The 16,935-nt window shown below is 70.9% G+C and carries 15 protein-coding genes; 7 read left to right on the forward strand and 8 right to left on the reverse strand.

The window, feature by feature from the left end; genetic code table 11:
• Positions 1 to 115: 115 nt before the first annotated feature.
• The 4 genes from E4P41_RS02865 (at position 116) to E4P41_RS02880 (ending at position 5,251) form a co-directional block, all read left to right on the forward strand.
• Entirely contained in the window at positions 116 to 511 is a 396-nt protein-coding gene (locus tag E4P41_RS02865; RefSeq protein ID WP_135139375.1) for a DUF485 domain-containing protein, read from the forward strand.
• Positions 504 to 2,123: a cation acetate symporter gene (locus E4P41_RS02870; RefSeq protein ID WP_135139376.1), complete on the forward strand. Its 1,620-nt coding sequence runs from the start codon at positions 504 to 506 to the stop codon at positions 2,121 to 2,123. Before E4P41_RS02865 ends, E4P41_RS02870 begins: the two co-directional genes overlap by 8 nt.
• A 406-nt stretch (positions 2,124 to 2,529) precedes the next feature.
• A complete protein-coding gene (acs, locus tag E4P41_RS02875; protein ID WP_135139377.1) occupies positions 2,530 to 4,497 on the forward strand; it encodes an acetate--CoA ligase in 1,968 nt (655 codons plus the stop codon).
• Between the two features lie 82 nt (positions 4,498 to 4,579).
• Positions 4,580 to 5,251 carry a M15 family metallopeptidase gene (locus tag E4P41_RS02880; protein ID WP_135139378.1) on the forward strand — a complete coding sequence of 224 codons (672 nt, stop codon included), beginning with the start codon at positions 4,580 to 4,582 and terminating at the stop codon, positions 5,249 to 5,251.
• A 142-nt stretch (positions 5,252 to 5,393) separates the two neighbouring features.
• Here the strand turns inward: E4P41_RS02880 and E4P41_RS22555 are convergent, their stop codons facing one another.
• The 5 genes from E4P41_RS22555 to E4P41_RS02905 all read right to left on the reverse strand — a co-directional run bounded on the left by E4P41_RS22555 (position 5,394) and on the right by E4P41_RS02905 (position 9,467).
• Entirely contained in the window at positions 5,394 to 5,549 is a 156-nt protein-coding gene (locus E4P41_RS22555) for a hypothetical protein (RefSeq protein ID WP_209307505.1), read from the reverse strand.
• A 583-nt stretch (positions 5,550 to 6,132) separates the two neighbouring features.
• Complete coding sequence (catC, locus tag E4P41_RS02890) at positions 6,133 to 6,438, reverse strand: muconolactone Delta-isomerase (RefSeq protein WP_245177068.1); 306 nt, start codon at positions 6,436 to 6,438, stop codon at positions 6,133 to 6,135.
• Complete coding sequence (gene catA, locus E4P41_RS02895) at positions 6,435 to 7,289, reverse strand: catechol 1,2-dioxygenase (protein WP_135139379.1); 855 nt, start codon at positions 7,287 to 7,289, stop codon at positions 6,435 to 6,437. The genes catC and catA overlap by 4 nt, the downstream gene beginning before the upstream one ends.
• A gap of 133 nt (positions 7,290 to 7,422) precedes the next feature.
• Positions 7,423 to 8,526 carry an enolase C-terminal domain-like protein gene (locus tag E4P41_RS02900; RefSeq protein WP_135139380.1) on the reverse strand — a complete coding sequence of 368 codons (1,104 nt, stop codon included), beginning with the start codon at positions 8,524 to 8,526 and terminating at the stop codon, positions 7,423 to 7,425.
• On the reverse strand, positions 8,523 to 9,467 hold the full coding sequence (locus E4P41_RS02905) for a LysR substrate-binding domain-containing protein (RefSeq protein ID WP_135139381.1): 945 nt from the start codon (positions 9,465 to 9,467) through the stop codon (positions 8,523 to 8,525). The genes E4P41_RS02900 and E4P41_RS02905 overlap by 4 nt, the downstream gene beginning before the upstream one ends.
• Positions 9,468 to 9,730: 263 nt before the next feature.
• Between E4P41_RS02905 and E4P41_RS02910 the strand changes: the two genes are divergently transcribed.
• Positions 9,731 to 10,354, forward strand: coding sequence for a Rieske 2Fe-2S domain-containing protein (locus E4P41_RS02910; protein ID WP_280658996.1), 624 nt, complete (start codon positions 9,731 to 9,733; stop codon positions 10,352 to 10,354).
• Positions 10,284 to 10,646 carry an SRPBCC family protein gene (locus tag E4P41_RS23765; RefSeq protein WP_348536452.1) on the forward strand — a complete coding sequence of 121 codons (363 nt, stop codon included), beginning with the start codon at positions 10,284 to 10,286 and terminating at the stop codon, positions 10,644 to 10,646. Before E4P41_RS02910 ends, E4P41_RS23765 begins: the two co-directional genes overlap by 71 nt.
• Here E4P41_RS23765 and E4P41_RS02915 read toward each other — a convergent pair.
• Both E4P41_RS02915 and E4P41_RS22965 read right to left on the reverse strand, forming a co-directional pair.
• Positions 10,637 to 11,563 carry a hypothetical protein gene (locus E4P41_RS02915; RefSeq protein WP_135139382.1) on the reverse strand — a complete coding sequence of 309 codons (927 nt, stop codon included), beginning with the start codon at positions 11,561 to 11,563 and terminating at the stop codon, positions 10,637 to 10,639. The two genes, E4P41_RS23765 and E4P41_RS02915, sit on opposite strands and share 10 nt — an antisense overlap.
• Positions 11,564 to 11,697: 134 nt before the next feature.
• Entirely contained in the window at positions 11,698 to 12,249 is a 552-nt protein-coding gene (locus tag E4P41_RS22965) for a hypothetical protein (protein WP_245177069.1), read from the reverse strand.
• Positions 12,250 to 13,029: 780 nt separating this feature from the next.
• Between E4P41_RS22965 and E4P41_RS02925 the strand changes: the two genes are divergently transcribed.
• Complete coding sequence (locus E4P41_RS02925; protein WP_135139384.1) at positions 13,030 to 15,141, forward strand: EAL domain-containing protein; 2,112 nt, start codon at positions 13,030 to 13,032, stop codon at positions 15,139 to 15,141.
• Between the two features lie 518 nt (positions 15,142 to 15,659).
• On the opposite strand, the gene E4P41_RS02930 is transcribed toward E4P41_RS02925, so the two are convergent.
• Complete coding sequence (locus E4P41_RS02930) at positions 15,660 to 16,904, reverse strand: globin domain-containing protein (RefSeq protein WP_135139385.1); 1,245 nt, start codon at positions 16,902 to 16,904, stop codon at positions 15,660 to 15,662.
• Positions 16,905 to 16,935: the final 31 nt, after the last annotated feature.

Below are 16,935 nucleotides of genomic sequence, written 5' to 3' on the forward strand. Positions count from 1 at the left end.
AGCGTCCGCACGTTCCCCTGCCCTCCCCGGGACGCGCTTCCTAGCGTGACAGCGCTCACAGCCGTCCACCGTTGCGTAGCAACGATCAGCCTGACTCTGACCTGGAGGCCGCACGTTGACCGAGATCAAGGAACGGCGTCTGCTGACGCCGGAGGAGTACCGGGAGGCGCAGGCCTCACCGGAGTTCCAGGAGTTGAAGAAGCGGTTCCGCGCCTTCGCGTTCCCGATGACGGTGGCGTTCCTGGCCTGGTACCTGCTCTACGTCCTGCTCTCCACGTACGCGCCCGACTTCATGGCGACCAGCGTGTTCGGCAACGTCAACGTCGGCATCCTGCTGGGCCTGGGACAGTTCGTGTCGACGTTCGTGATCACGCACCTCTACGTGGCGCACGCCGGCAAGCGGACCGACCCGATCGCCGACGAGATGCGGAATCGGCTGGAGCACCACGAGTACGCGCCCGGTACGCGGGGGACCGGCTCGTCCTTCGACCAGGGGGCGACCCGTGGGTGACGTCCTCGCCGCCGAGAGCACCACGATCGGCACGCCCGCGCTCAACATCGCGATCTTCGCGGCCTTCGTGGCGGTGACCCTGGTCATCACCTTCCGCGCCAGCCGCAACAACAAGACTGCAGCCGACTACTACGCTGCCGGCCGCAACATCAGCGGCACCCAGAACGGGCTGGCCATCGCCGGGGACTACCTGTCGGCCGCGTCGTTCCTGGGCATCGCCGGGGCGATCGCCCTCTACGGCTACGACGGGTTCCTCTACTCCATCGGCTTCCTGGTGGCCTGGCTGGTGGCGCTGCTGCTGGTGGCGGAGCTGATGCGCAACACCGCGCGGTTCACGATGGCCGACGTGCTGGCGTTCCGGATGCGGCAGGGTCCGGTGCGCACGGCGGCGGCGATCTCCACGCTGGCGGTGTCGTTGTTCTACCTGCTGGCCCAGATGGCCGGAGCCGGTGCGCTGGTGACGCTGCTGCTGGGGGTGACCGGCGAGGCGGCGCAGGCGTTGACCGTCGTGGTGGTCGGCGCGCTGATGATCATCTACGTCCTCGTCGGTGGCATGCGCGGCACCACGTACGTGCAGATCATCAAGGCCACGCTGCTCATCGCCGCCGCGCTGGTGATGACGGCGTGGACGCTGGCGCTGTTCGGCTTCAACCTCTCGGCGCTGCTCGGTGGTGCCGCGGATCAGGCCACCGCCGGTGTCGACGTGCTGGCGCCGGGCGCGCAGTACGGCGTCGACGACCTCACCAGGCTCGACTTCATCAGCCTGGCGATCGCCTTGGTGCTGGGCACGGCGGGCCTGCCGCACGTGCTCATGCGCTTCTACACCGTGCCCACCGCCAAGGACGCCCGCCGGTCGGTCGTCTGGGCGATCTGGCTGATCGGCATCTTCTACCTGTTCAGCCTGGTCATCGGCTACGGCGCGGGCGCGCTGGTCGGCCCGGAGACGATCGCGGCGGCACCCGGGGCGGTCAACTCCGCGGCTCCGCTGCTGGCCTTCGAGCTGGGCGGCACGGTCCTGCTGGGCATCGTCGCCGGGGTGGCGTTCGCGACGATCCTGGCGGTGGTCGCGGGGCTGACGATCACCGCGTCGGCGTCCTTCGCGCACGACGTGTATGCGTCGGTGATCAAGAAGGGGGACGTGCCGCCCAACGGAGAGGTCAAGGTCGCCCGGATCACCGCCGTGGTGGTCGGCGCGATCTCGATCGGGTTGGGCATCTTCGCCCTGCAGGCCGGGCTGAACATCGCCTTCCTGGTGGCGCTGGCCTTCGCCGTGGCCGCGTCGGCGAACCTGCCGACGATCATCTACACGCTGTTCTGGCGGCGGTTCACCACCCAGGGCGCGTTGTGGTCCATCTACGGCGGGCTGATCGCGTGCGTGGGGCTGATCATCTTCTCGCCGGTGGTCTCGGGCGGGGAGTTGTCGCTGTTCCCGACCGTCGACTTCGCCTGGTTCCCGCTGCGCAACCCGGGCCTGGTCTCCATCCCGCTGTCCTTCCTCCTGGGCTGGCTGGGCACCGTGCTCACCAGGGAGAAGCCGGACGAGCCCAAGTGGGCCGAGCTCGAGGTCCGGGCCATGACCGGGATCGGCGCGGAGAAGGCGGTCGCGCACTAAGAAGGACCCCCTGCCCCCCGCCAGCGAAGGACCCCGTCCTCCCCACCCTTCGCAAGCTCAAGGTGGGACCCGGGACGGGGCCGGCGGCGGGGCCTGCAGGAAGCCACCGCCGGCGGCGAGGAGACCGGATCTCCCCGGCTCTCCGCGCCGTCGGCGGGCTCCGGCACCGGCCAGATGCGGCGGCCGTTCCGAGCCGGACCGAGCGAGCCGCACGATCCGCGATCCGGTTGCGTCCGACCTCGGGACCTTCCTGCCCACGACCCTCGTGCTGAGCCGGTGCGACGCCGACGTCCGGTGACTCGCTGGTGTCGACGGCCTTTCCCTGACCCCTTCGGCGGCCGGTGGTGCATGCCGCAGGCGCCGCTGCACGCTCCGGCAGCGGCCCCGTTCCAGGAGATGAGAGACCATGAGCAGCCCCGCACTGACGAACCTGATGCACGAGACCCGGCGGTTCGACCCGCCGGCCGAACTGGCCGAGCACGCCAACGTGACGGCCGACGCCTACGGATCGGCGACGCAGGACCGATTGGCGTACTGGGAGGAGCAGGCCGGGCGGCTGACCTGGGCCGAGCCCTTCACCCGGGTGCTGGACTGGGACGACCCGCCGTTCGCGAAGTGGTACGTCGGCGGCAAGCTCAACGCCGCCTACAACTGCCTGGATCGGCACGTCGAGGCCGGGCTCGGCGACCGGATCGCCTACCACTGGGTGGGGGAGCCGGAGAACGACACCCGCGACATCACCTACGCCGAGCTGACCGACGAGGTCTGCCGGGCGGCGAACGCCCTGCTGGAGCTCGGCGTCCGGACCGGCGATCGGGTGGCCATCTACATGCCGATGATCCCGGAGACCGTCGTGGCGATGCTCGCGTGCGCGCGGATCGGCGCCCCGCACACGGTCGTGTTCGGGGGGTTCTCGTCCACGGCACTCCAGGACCGGATCCTCGACTGCGACGCGCGGATCGTGATCACCGCCGACGGCGGTTACCGGCGCGGCATACCTTCGGCGCTGAAGCCGGCCGTCGACGAGGCGCTGAAGAGCTGCCCGGACGTGCGCAACGTCGTGGTGGTCCGCCGTACCGGCCAGCAGATCGAGTGGAACGAGGGCCGCGACCTCTGGTGGCACGAGGTCGTCGGCAAGCAGTCCAGCGAGCACGAGTGCGAGGCCTTCGACGCCGAACACCCGCTGTACGTGATGTACACCTCCGGGACCACCGGCAAGCCGAAGGGCATCCTGCACACGACCGGCGGCTACCTGGTCGGCTGCTCCTGGACCCAGTGGGCGGTCTTCGACCTCAAGCCCGACATCGATGTCTACTGGACGGCCGCCGACATCGGCTGGGTCACCGGGCACTCCTACATCGTCTACGGGCCGCTGTCGAACGCGACCACCTCGGTCATGTACGAGGGCACCCCTGACGCGCCGCACAAGGGCCGCTGGTGGGAGATCGTCGAGAAGTACGAGGTGAGCATCCTGTACTGCGCACCCACTGCGATCCGCACCTTCATGAAGTGGGGCGCAGAGATCCCGCAGAAGTTCGACCTGTCGTCGCTGCGGTTGATCGGCTCGGTCGGGGAGCCGATCAACCCCGAGGCGTACATGTGGTACCGCGAGACCATCGGCGGCGACCGCTGCCCGGTGGTCGACACCTGGTGGCAGACCGAGACCGGGATGATCATGATCACGCCGCTGCCCGGGGTGACCTCGGGCAAGCCCGGCTCGGCCATGACGCCGCTGCCCGGCGTCTGCGCCGCCGTCGTCGACGACTCGGGGAAGCCGGTGCAGAAGGGTTCCGGCGGTTACCTGGTGCTCACCGAGCCGTGGCCGGCGATGCTGCGCACCATCTGGGGCGACGACCAGCGCTACGTCGACACCTACTGGTCGCGCTTCCCCGGGGTGTACTTCGCCGGTGACGGCGCCAAACTCGACGAGGACGGCGACATCTGGCTGCTCGGCCGGGTGGACGACGTCATGAACGTCTCCGGTCACCGGCTCTCCACCACGGAGATCGAGTCGGCGCTGGTCTCCCACCCGAAGGTCGCCGAGGCGGCGGTCGTGGGCGCGAACGACCCGGATACCGGGCAGGCGGTGAACGCCTTCGTGATCCTGCGCGAGTCGGCGGCCGACGAGGGCGCCGGCGCCGAGATCGTCACGGAGCTCCGTGACCACGTCGCCAAGGAGATCGGCCCGATCGCCAAGCCGAAGTCGATCATGGTCGTCCTCGAGCTGCCCAAGACCCGGTCCGGGAAGATCATGCGCCGGCTGCTGCGGGACGTCGCCGAGAAGCGCGAGGTGGGTGATGTCACCACGCTCGCCGACTCGTCGGTGATGGACCTGATCTCGGCGAATCTCGCGGGCGGCAAGCAGGAGGACTGAGCGTCGAACCGGGCCTCCGGGCCTCCGGGCTCGTCGAGGTCGGCCGCGCAGCACCGATGCGGAGAGTGGAGAGGTGCTCGGCGTGACCGAACCCATGCTGCTGTCTGATGCTCGGGTGGCCGCGGTGCCGGTTCGGGACTGCGCTGAACCGCTCGTCGACCTGCGGGCGTGCACAGCTGTCCGCGTCGACCTGCGCAAGCAGGACCCGGCCGGCGCCTTCGCGCACGTCCGCCAAGGACTGCGCCGCCGACTGGAACGGGCTGCCGAGCTGCTGCCACAGGGGCTTCAGGTGCTGATGATCGAGGGCTACCGGCCGCCGGAGCTGCAGCTCCAGTACTTCGCCGACTACCGCCACGAGCTGCGGCAGCTGAACAGGGACTGGCCGGACGACGAGATCCACGCGGCCGCCAGCCGCTACGTCGCGCCGCCCGACGTGGCACCCCACCCCACGGGAGGGGCTATCGACGTCACCCTCAGCACGACCGCGGGGGAGGAGTTGGACCTCGGGACGCGGGTCAATGCCAGCCCCGAGGAGAGCCACGGTGCTTGCTACACCGACGCCTCATGGGTGCCTGCCGCCGCTCGTCGGCACCGCGCCGTTCTGGCGGAGGCCCTCGGAACCGTCGGCTTCGTGAACTACCCGACGGAGTGGTGGCACTGGTCGGTCGGCGACCGCTACTGGGCGGCTGTCACCGGCGCGCCAGCTGCCTTCTACGGGCCCGTGCGCCGTCCGGACGGCAGCGCCGCCACTTGACCGCCGCCACTTGACCTGGACGAAGGACGTCCCCTCCCGTCACTCCGGCGCGGCGCGGCAGTGTCCGGAGACCTCCTCGCCGGCCCCGGCCCACATCCGCGGGTGTCGAGGCGGCGCCGCAGGGCCTCGGCAGAGTCGTCTGTCACGTGAGGCCGAGGGTGGCCAGCGGTAGCTGCGGTGTTCGGGTGTGTTGTCGCAGGCCGGCGGCGATGTTGGGATGGCCGGCCAGTCGGAGGGCGTTGATCGCCAGGGTGCGCAAGGCGGCAAGGTTGGTCGGGCCGTGGTCGGTGCGCATCACCCGGTCACCCAGGTGTCGTGGGAGGACTCCCAGGCCTACGCGGACTGGGTCGGACGGCGGCTGCCGACCGAGGCCGAGCACGAGTTCGCCTCCCGTGGAGGCACCGGGAACACGGTCTACGCCTGGGGCGACGAGCGGTGCCCCGGAGGGCCGCCACCTGGCGAACACGTGGCAAGGGCCGTATCCCTACCGGAACACCGGAGAGGACGGGTGGGTCACCACCTCCCCGGTGGGTTCCTATCCGGCGAACCCCTACGGGGCCGTGGACCTGATCGGCAACGTCTGGGAGTGGACGGCCGACCGGTGGACCTCCCGCCACCCCGAGGCGGCCGCCTCCCCGTGCTGCGCGCCTGCCGACCTCCCGCACCCCGGTCCCGAGCGTCCGCGCGATGCCTTCGTGGTCAAGGGCGGATCGCACCTCCGTGCTCCCGAGCAGTGCTTGCGTTACCGGCCCGCCGCGCGCCAGCTCCAGAACCGTGACTCCGCCTCGACCCACCTCGGGTTCCGCTGCGCGCTGGACATCGGGTAGGACGACCCCGGCCCCGGACGCCGTGGTATGGCGTGGTGCGGGTGGTGCCGGTCGTCAGTCGGAGGTCGCGGGAGACTGCGAGATGTCCGACGGGTGCGAGGCCAGAGGAGTGACCGTGATCGACATGTAGGGGAACAGCGGCAGGCCCCAGAGGATCTGGTGCAGCTGCTCGTTGTTGTCGACGGCGAAGATGCTGAGGTTGGCGTACTCGCCGACGCACCGCCAGATGTGCGGCCAGTGCCCGGAGCGCTGCCAACGCTGGGAGTACGCCTTCTCCCGGGCGAGGAGGTCGTCGCGTGCCGCCGGGTCCATGTCCGGCGGCAGCGCGACGTCCATCCGGACGGCGTAGAGCTGACTCACGCCGCCGGGTCCAGCGCGAAGCCGTAGATGACCTCCTCGCCGACCCCGGAGGTGGCCGGGGTCGGGCGCAGGATGAGCTGGGGCTTCACCGCCTGGGCGACGTCGTCCTCGACGTGCTCGCCGCCCTCGAAGTACAGCTGCGTGGTGACCAGCTGCTTGCCGGGTGCGGACACCTTCAGGTGCAGGTGGGCCGGACGCCAGGCGTGCCAGCCGGCCGCCGCGATGAGCGCACCGCAGGAGCCGTCGGTCGGGATCTGGTACGGCGCGGGCTTGATCGTGTGGAACGCGAACCGGCCGTCGGGGCCGGTCAGGATGGTGCCGCGCAGGTTCCACTCCGGGATGCCCGGCGCGAACTGGGAGTAGTAGCCGTCGTCGTCGGCGTGCCACAGCTCGACCCGGGCGTCCTCGAGCGGGTTGCCGTCGAGGTCGGTGACGGTGCCCTGGAACACGAATGGGGTTCCCTGCTCGCCGTCGCGCATCGGCAGGGTCGCCTCGCTGCGGAACTCCGGCGAGCCCGGGATGTAGTACGGGCCCTCGATGGTGCCGCTCGTGCCCAGACGGTCGGCGTTGACGACTTCCTCGACCACGTGCTCGAGCCAGACATCGAGGAACAGCGGCCACTCGCCGTCCTCCCCGACCCGGATGAGCCACGCCTTGAGGGCGTCGTACTCGGCGTAGTGAACGTGGTGCCTGCGGATGACCTCGTGCAGCGCGTGGATGGCGTCGGTGGCGATGGCCGAGACGCGGGCCTGGTCGACCGCTCCAGCGCTGAGCTCCTTCTGGGAGAAGCGCTCGGTGGCCGAGCGGCCGGAGCCGGCGGCGGTCGGGTTGGGGGCGGTGGGGATGGTCATGGTGCCTCCTGCGTCGGTGCGGATGGTGCGGTGCGGATGGGACGGTGGCCTCCCTGCCGGCCCCCGCCGGGCCCCGTCCGGAGGCCCGCCGCGAGCTTGTCAGCGGTGAGGCGGACGGGGTCCTTTCTCTTCTTCAGCGGTCCCGGCGGTAGCGTGCGAGCTTGTCCGGGTCGACCTCGATGCCGATCCCCGGTCCGGGACGGACGGTGAGCTCGCCGCCGGAGATCTCCAGCGGCTCGGTGAGCAGGTCGTCGCTCATGTCCAGGAAGTTGGAGAGCTCGCCGGCCCGGCGCGACGAGCTGCGGTGGGCGGCACCGAAGGCGACGGTGCAGGCGGTGCCGATCTGGCCGTCGATCTGGTTGCCCATGACGACCTCGGCGCCCAGGCCTTCGCACTGGTGCAGGATGCGCTGGGAGGTGCTGAAACCGGTGCGGGCGGTCTTGATGCTGATCATGGTCGCCGCGCCGTCGAGCAGCTCGCGGGTGACGGCGCCGGGCGTCGGAGCGCTCTCGTCGGCGACGGTCGGCACCGTCGTCCGGGCGGTGAGCCAGCGGCGGCCGAGCACGTCGTCGGCCGGGCAGAGCTCCTCGGACAGGGTCAGGTCGAGGTCGGCCATCGCCTGCAGGGCGCGTGCTGCCTCCGACGGCGTCCAGCCGCGGTTGCCGTCGACGTAGAGCTCCACGTCCGGGCCGAGCGCCGCCCGCAGGGCGCGGCAGGCGCCGACGTCGAGCTCCACCGGACGCCGGCCCACCTTCACCTTGAAGGTTCGGACGCCGTAGCGGTCCCGGACACGCTCGGCCTCGGCCACCATCTCGGCGTCGGGCGCGAACCCCACCATGTGGGACACCCGCAGCCGGTCGGTCCAGCCGCCGAGCAGGTCGGAGACGCTGAGACCGAGCGTGCGGCCCAGCGCATCCCAGATCGCCATGTCCACCGCTGCCTTGGCGGCCGGGTTGCCGACGGTGCGGTCCATCCGCGCGGAGGCGGCCTCGCGTTCCAGCAGGGTGAGCCCGACCAGTTCCGGCGCGAAGAGCCTGTCGATCACCGCGACGACGGACTCCTGGGTCTCGCCGTAGGTGTACGGCCGGGGCGGGGCCTCGGCGACGCCGATGACGCCGTCGTCGGTGTGCACCCGGACCAGCACGTGGTCGGCGACGTGGACCTCGCCGCTGGCGAAGCGGAGGGGCTTGCGGTACGGGATCGCGAACGGGATCGCCTCGATCCTGGTGATCTTCATCGCGCTCCTCCGAGGGGGACGGCGTCCGGAGCGGGCGGGTGCCGGAGGGCCGTGTCGGGTGCGATGAACCCGTTGGCCTCCAGCGCCTGGAGCAACCGTGCGAGGGCGGGGAAGGGGTCGTCGCTGCGCCAGGCGAGGGCCAGGTCGATGTGCACGTCGTCGGCGACGGGCACGTAGCTGACTTCCTCGACGTGCAGGGCCAGGGCCGACTCGGGCAGCAGTGCCACCCCCAGGCCGGCGGCGACGAGCGTGAGCATGATCGAGGTCTTCGCGGCCTGGTGGGTGCGCCGCGGCAGGAAACCGGCGGCCAGGCAGGCCTGGGTCACGACGGTGTCGACGACCGAGTCGGGGACGCCGTAGACGACGAAGTCCTCGTCCCGCAGTTCGCCGAGCGCGACCGGCTCCTCGCCGGCGAGACGGTGGCTCCGGGGTACGGCGAGGACCAGGCGCTCCCGGGTGATCAGCCGGGATGACAGTCCCGTCCGGCGCATCGGCGGCCGCAGCACCGCGAGGTCGATCCGGTCCTCCTCGAGCGCGGACTCCTGCGCCGGAGTGAGCAGGTCGGGCTGGAACCGCAGCACCAGGCCGGGCACCTCCCGGGCGGCGATCCCGGCGAGCCGCGGGAGCTGGCGGAATGCCGCCAGCCCGGTCGCCCCGACGCGCAGGAGGCCGGTGCTGCCGACTCCGACGAGCCGGACGCGCGTCTGCGCGGCCTCGACCGAGTCGAGGATGCGCTGCGCGTCCCGCAGGAAGGCCTCGCCAGCGGGCGTGAGCTCCACCCGCCGGGTCGTCCGGTAGAAGAGCATGGTCTCGAGCTGCGACTCCAGTTGCCGGATGGCTTGGGACAGCGGGGACTGGGCCATGTGCAACCGCTCAGCTGCTCGCCCGAAGTGGCGGGTCTGGGCGACCGTGACGAAATAGCGCAGTTGACGGAGCTCCACGTCGCCTCCTTCGTCGCTCCAGGGCTCGGCCGCCGAGGGTGTGCCGGCTGCTTCGTCGACATGCCCGGCGGCGTGTGACGCAGCCAACGTACGACGGTCGAGCATGTATCGACAAAGACTCAGTTCGGCTCGATCCAGACGGCAGACGTCTTGGAAAGTGCCGGGTCAGGACTAGGCAGAGTGCCGATGCGGCCGTGAGGCATGCCACGGACAGCGATGGCAACGCACTCGCCCCACCGCCGACCCGACCGGAGGCATCCGCCATGACTGCCGACGTGACGCACCTGCGCGAGGTTCTCGCCGACGCCGTCGTCGACGATCCCGAGGCCGGGATCTACCGCGCCGACCGCCGGATCTTCACCGACGAGGAGATCTCCGAGCTCGAGATGACCTCCATCTTCGAGGGCAACTGGGTCTACCTCGCGCACGAGAGCCAGCTCCCCAACCCGGGCGACTACTTCACGACCTACATCGGCCGCCAGCCCGTGGTCACCACCCGTGACAAGAACGGCGAGCTGCACTGTCTGATCAACGCCTGCGCGCACCGCGGTGCGATGCTCCGCCGCCGCAAGACCGACAACCGGATGACGCTGACTTGTCCGTTCCACGGCTGGACGTTCCGCAACGACGGCGCGCTGCTCAAGGTCAAGGACCCGGACGGGGCCGGCTACCCGGCGACCCTTCGACGAGGACGGCTCGCACGACCTGGTCGAGGTCGCGCGGTTCGACAGCAACCGCGGCTTCCTCTTCGGCAGCCTGAACTCGGACGTCAGCACGATGGCCGAGCATCTCGGCGACACCACCAAGGTCATCGACATGCTGGTCGACCAGTCGCCCGAGGGCCTGGAGGTGCTGCGCGGCTCCTCGGCCTACACCTACGACCGTAATTGGAAGGTGCAGGCGAAGAACGGCGCCGACGGCTACCACGTCAGCGCGACCCACTGGAACTACGCGGCCACGACCTCCTGGTGCAGCACCGGCGAGTCGGAGAACACGGCGAAGGCCCTGCACGCTGGCGGCTGGGGCACGTTCGGCGGCGGCTACTGGCCTCATCACTCCCGGTGCGGATCGGATCGCCGCCGGCCAGGGAGCCCTCCTGCTCGGATCCGGACCATCGCGGCCCGGTCACCGCAGCGGCCGGCCCCGGGGCAGGGGCCGGCCGCTGTGCCTCAGCGGTAGCCGGGGGACGTGTAGTTCAGCCCGACCGACCCGGCCGGAACGAAGTCTCCCGTCGCCGGCCGCCCCTCACGGACCTCACCGGTGATGGAGGGGTCGCGCGGCCAGGTGGCCACGCCGTTGGCGACCGTGGCGGGGCACTCCTTGTGGGTCACCGACGGCCAGACGCTCTGGCTGAAGGGCCGGCCCGGTCGGGGGGTGACGTAGACGTTGTCCAGCAGCAGCGGGTAGTCGTCGTCGCAGTCGGTCCAGATGTAGTAGCCGCCCTTGTCGATGGGGGCGTCGTTGGTGCCGACGATGTTGGTGTTCTGGATGATCCCGCGGCCGATCTCGCCGCGGTTCTCGAAGATGTGCAGCCCCTGGAAGTTCGACGAGCCGCTCAGCCGGTCGATGCGGAACTCTCGGACACCGCCCCAGGGCTGGAAGACGTCGGCGTGGTTGCCGCTGGCCCCGCCGCGCAGGCCGTCGACCCGCACGTTCTGGATCTGCAGCACCGCCTTCGGGGCGTTCACGGCGATGCCGTCGGACTGTGCGCCGGCCACGGCGCCGTCGATGCGGACGCCCTCGATGTGCACCGTCCCGGTGCAGTTGCGCACGTAGATGGCGCGCTGGTCGTAGCCGTTCACCGTCGCCGAGGGCAGCACCTTGATCTCGCCGCCGATGACGACCGCGTTGCGGCAGTCGGTGATGGCGATCGGGCCGACGGGGTGATCCGGGGACAGCTTGATGTAGACATCGCCACCGCGACCGCTCACCGTGGTGAGCGTGTTCGTGGCGGTCACCTTCTTGACCGGGTAGTTCGTGTACCCCGCGGGCGGGGCCCAGCTGAGTGCACTGGCGGCGTCACTCACCTCGGCAGCTGCCGCCGGGGCCACGGCGACGTCGGTCAGCGGGACGAAGCAGCCGAGGGCGAGCAGCAAGGCGACTGGGCGCCTACGGCCGCCGAGGAGCGCGCGTCGGGTGGCTGGTACGGGCTTCCGTGGGGAACGAGGCACGCAACAGAATGTAGCACAACGTTTACATAGGGCAACGTACGTGCGGAACTGGCAACGAGTCAGGGCCTTCGCGAAGTCGGGAATGACGGCCTGACCCGCAGGGCCCTGGTTGATCGTGCGGCGTCGACGGTGTCGGCGGCGGTGCTACCGGCCCAGGCGTTGCGACGCTGGAAGGCGGCGATGTTGGTCTCGCCGCGGAGCCGGGCGAGGAGGCCGATGTTGCGCAGGGCGGCCATCAGGTGCGGCCCGGTGCCGGTGCGGATTCGGGAGGCATCCTCACCGTGGGTGACGTCGCGACGTGATGGACACGGTTCTCGATGCCCAGTGGCTTTGCAGCCAGCCGGCCAGCAGCGCGGGGTCGGCCTGGCGGTGGTCCAGGCAGGCAATCGCGTAGACCCCCGGTGGGAGCGGTTGCCGGTTGCTCTGGCGGTGCGGCTACGGATCACGCGCAACACCTGGGCGGCGTACGGGCAGAGGGCGTCAATCCCGCCGGCGCCGTCGGCGGCGAGCACGGCGATCGAGCGGGACTCGGCCCTGCCGTGCCCGGACTGCCGGCGTGGCTGCCGGTCGACCTGCGCCCAGGGCAGCCCGGCGAGCGCGGTGGGCCGCACAGCCGGACCTTGTGCTGCCCGTCGCGGGCCCACTGGGCCAGTGCGGTCCACGACCAGGCACCGGCCATCACCCCGGTCAGCGCAAGGATCACGATCGCTTGCAGCGAGTTACGGCGGCCCCGGGCCTGATGCGGGTCGGGCACCGCCATCAGGGGGCGACCGGAGTGATCGCCTCGACCTCCGACAGCCCGTCGGGCCGGTCGGGAAGATCAGCGGCGGCGGAGACGGTGACGCAACAGCGGGCACGGCACTCTCGCGGGGATCGACGGCTTCAGCACCCTCAGATCACCACGACTCCCGTGCCCGCCCCCAAAATCCCAGGTCGACGGTTCATCACCTGACTTCGCAAAGACCCTGACTTCAGGGTGACGTGGCCGCCCGATCGTTCGGATTCCTGCACGCGGTGTGCCATTTCTCGGCGTGAGATCGACCTCCATTATTGCGGGCTTTCCGTCGGCGCAGGTGGTCGGCCCACAGCATCGAAGAGCGAGCCTGTGCAGTGAGCGGTGGAGGGCGCTCGTGGGAGCGGCCGAAGCGAATGTGCAGGGTAGGCGGCATCGACGAGGTGCCGAGTGTCAAGCCTCGAGTTCCGCCGGGATGTGGAGGAGCGCTCGAGAATCCCCTCTTGGTGGAGGGAGACTCATTCCCTGGGATGAGTCGCCGGACTCGCCCACCGCACCGAGGCCAAGAAGGGAGGTGACGACTCTCAAGGACGGCGCGGATCTGCCGATCATTCCTTCGTCCCTGACCGGTCGTCCCCGTTTTGTATGAGGTATCCCGATGCTCAGCTCTCTGTCGGTGCGTGCCCGTGTGGGTGTCAGCGTGGCGGCCATGGTGCTGCCGTTGTTGGCACTGTCCGCGACGGCGGTCACCGCCCTGGAGGGCACGCTGGATCGCTTCGCCGACACCGCCGACGAGGCGGTCGAGGAGGCGCTGCCGCTGGCTCGACTGCAGACGCTGGTGATCCAGGTCGAGCGACGCGGGCTGAGCGCGATCCTGGAGCCCAGCCCGACGGCCGGGGCCGACTACCAGGCTGCCCGGCGGCAGCTGCAGGAGGCCTTCGGCGACCTCGAGGGCAGCGAGCTGACCGAGGAGGGCGAGCTCGTCACCACCGCGTCCGCTCGCGCCGAGGACGCCGTCCGGCTGCTGGACGCGGTGCTGGACCGGTCGGCTCCCACGGATGGACCCTCCTCGGCCGCGGTACCGCAGCTGTCGGCGATCGAACGCTCCACCGAGGCGGCGCTGCGCGCTCTCGAGGAGGCCGAGCAGCTGGCCTCGGCCGACATCGTCGAGGAGTACCAGATCGCCCAGCAGGTCCAGCGCCGCGCCGTCCTCTGGATCGTCGCGGTCGTGCTCGTCGGGCTCGTCCTGGCCGCGGCGGGGGGCCTGCACCTGACACGCGTGGTGCTCACGCCGCTCCGGACGTTGCGGGAGGCCGCCCGCCGGCTCGGCGAGGGGATGCTGTCCCACCGCGTCGCGCTGCCGCGTCGGGACGAGTTCGGCGAACTCGGCTCGGCGTTCAACGCCATGGCCGGCGACCTGGAGCGCAGCCAGGCCGAACTCACCCACCATGCCCTGCACGACGCGGTGACGGGGCTGCCCAACCGGGTGCTGCTGGCCGACCGCATCCGCCAGGCCCTGGCCCGCAGCTCGCGGCGCGGCACGCAGGTCGCACTGCTGCTCATCGACCTGGACGGGTTCAAGGCGGTCAACGACACCCTCGGGCACACCGCGGGCGACGAGGTCCTGCGGTCGGTCGCCGATCGGCTGCGGCTGTGCCTGCGACCCGAGGACACCGCCGCCCGCCTCGGCGGGGACGAGTTCGCGGTGCTGGCGGAGGGGGAGACATCCGCCCAGGTGCTGGGCATCGGCGAGCGGATCCTGAGCTGCCTGCGGCCGGCCTTCGTCCACGACGACCGCGAGCTGTTCCTGACCGCCAGCATCGGCATCGCCTTCGCCGTACCGGGGCAGGACGGCGCCGGTGAGGACCTGCTGCGCCACGCCGACCTGGCGATGTACCGGGCCAAGGCCGGTGGCAAGGACGACCTGTGCGTCTTCGACCCCACGATGCACGACGTCGTCGAGGACCGGCTGAGGATGAGCAACGAGCTGCGGGGTGCGCTCGACCGCGGTGAGCTGGCGCTGCACTACCAGCCGATCTACAGCATCAAGGGCGAACCGCTCGTCGCCGTAGAGGCCCTCATGCGGTGGAACCACCCCACCCGGGGCGCGGTCCCGCCCAGCGAGTTCATCCCGCTCGCCGAGGCCAACGGGGTGATCACCACCCTCGGCACATGGGCCCTGGACGAGGCCTGCGGGCAGCTGCGGCAGTGGCACGACACCGTCGGAACCGGCGCCGCCGGTGAGCTGCAGGTCAGCGTGAACCTCTCCGCGCGCCAGCTCGCCGACGACGGCCTGGCGGACCTCGTCGCGCGGACCCTGGCCCGGCACGACATCGCGCCGCACCGGCTGATCCTGGAGATCACCGAGAGCATGATGATCCACGACGTGGAGGCCACCATCCGCCGGCTGCGCGAGCTCAGGGATCTCGGGGTGCAGCTGGCCGTCGACGACTTCGGCACCGGCTACTCGTCGCTGGGCTACCTCCGCCAGTTCCCGATCGACCGCATCAAGATCGACAAGTCGTTCGTGGACCAGCTGGGAACCTCCCAGGGCCGCGCCCTCGCCGAGGGGATCATCAACCTCGCCCACTCGCTGGCCCTCGAACCCATCGCCGAGGGCATCGAGCACGAGTACCAGTTGGCCGCGCTGGACGACCTGGGCTGCCAGCTCGGTCAGGGATACCACTTCGCCCGACCCGAGAGCCCGGAGACCATCACCCGGCGACTCGCCGGCCAGGTGCAGCCGGCGTTCACCGAGGCACCGGCCTGAGACCTCGACCTCCTCGAGGCGGCCCAGGACACCGGTCGACCGACCGGCGTCCTGGGAGGGAACCGGAGGGTGGGGAGCCCCCGTCGGGGTCAGCGCGCTGCAGAGGCGCCCGCACCCGCGAACACGACGCCGGCCGGGTCGTCCAGGACGACGTCCTCCAACGCCAGCCGGCATCGCCGGCACGTCACCGGCGCCGCGGCCACGGTTGCCTTCCCGGTCCACGGACCCGTCGCTCGGATCACGTGGACGGCGTGAAGCGCAGGACGTGGTCGACGGGTCGCCGTCCGGTCGTGGTGCCGGAGGTGGACGGGTGGCCCAGGCGCAGCAGCATCTGGGGATGGCCGATCAGCAGCAGCCGACACCGTGCGCTCCGACCCCGGCCGCGTGGTCGGCGGAGCCCGGGTGGAACGGCACGCCGGAGAGCGCGCTGACCAGCGACCGTGGCTCCCGCGGGACGGCGTGCGCCGCGGGTCCGCCTCGGCGCGCCGGCGTCGCTCCGGGCTCGTGCGAAGGGCCGCTCACTCCGACCTCCCGGAGGCGCCGGGCGCTGGGGTGGTGACGAGGTCGGCCTGCCAGAGGTCGGGGCCGAACACCTCGTACTGGATGTCGCGGGCGGCGACGCCACGCTCGATGAGCGCGCTGCGGACGGCCTGCATGAACGGCAGGGGGCCGCACAGGTAGTAGGTGGCGTCTCCGGGCGGCTGCAGCTCTCCCAGGTCCATCACCCCGCCGTACACGCCGTCGACCGGCAGGCTGCACTCGGCGCCGCGCTCGAACCAGACGTGCACCGAGCCGTTGGGCAGGGCCCGGACGTCGTCGAGCACCTGCCGGCGCAGGGCCCAGGACGCCTCGTCCAGGTCGGCGTGCAACAGGGTGACGTCGAGGCGGGACCCGGCGGTGACCAGATGGCTGAGCATGCCGGCCATGGGCGTGATGCCGATGCCGGCGCTGGCGAAGACGACGGGGCGGCCCGAGTCGTCGAGGACGACGTCACCGAACGGCAGCGACATGGTGATCGTGTCGCCGACGTCGACGGTGTCGTGGAGAAGGGCGGAGACCTCGCCGTCGGGCTTGCCGTCCCCGCGCACCCGCTTCACCGCGAAGGAGCGGTGCTCGCCGTCGTCGGCGCGGGTGAGGCTGTACTGCCGCGGCTGGTGGACGCCGTCGGTCATGGGCATCCGGACGGTGACGTACTGGCCGGGCAGCGAGGTCTTGACCAGCCGGTCGTCGATGCGCCGGACCCGGAAGGTCACCACGTCGTCGGTCTCGCGGTTCTTCTCGACGACCCGCCAGTCCCGCCAGACGGTCTCGGGTCGCACGCCGCGGGCGCTGTAGAGGCCGCGCTCCTGGTTGATCAGGGCGTAGGCCATGAGCCAGTAGACCTCGTCCCAGGCGGCGGCGACCTCGGGGGTGACGGCGTCGCCGAGGACGTCGGCGATCGCCCAGAACAGGTTGTCGTGGACGATCTGGTACTGGTCGGGCCGGATGCCCAGCGAGGCGTGCTTGTGGGCGATGCGCGCGAGCAGGTGGTCGGGGAGTTCCTCGGGGCTGTGCACCAACGCGCTGGCGAAGGCGGCGACCGATCCGGCCAGTGCCACCTGCTGCGTGCCCTCGGCCTGGTTGCCACGGTTGAAGGTCCCGTCGAGCAGCTCCGGATGCGCCTCGAACATGTGCTCGTAGAAGCGCCGGGCGATCTCGCCGATGTTCTCGGCGACGGCGGGCAGCGTGGCCTGGACGACGGGACGGGATCGGTCGGAGAGCACTCGGACTCCTTGCGCGGGGGTGGGGAAGAGG

The organism is Geodermatophilus sp. DF01-2 (genome assembly GCF_004571065.1).
Lineage (GTDB): Bacteria > Actinomycetota > Actinomycetes > Mycobacteriales > Geodermatophilaceae > Geodermatophilus.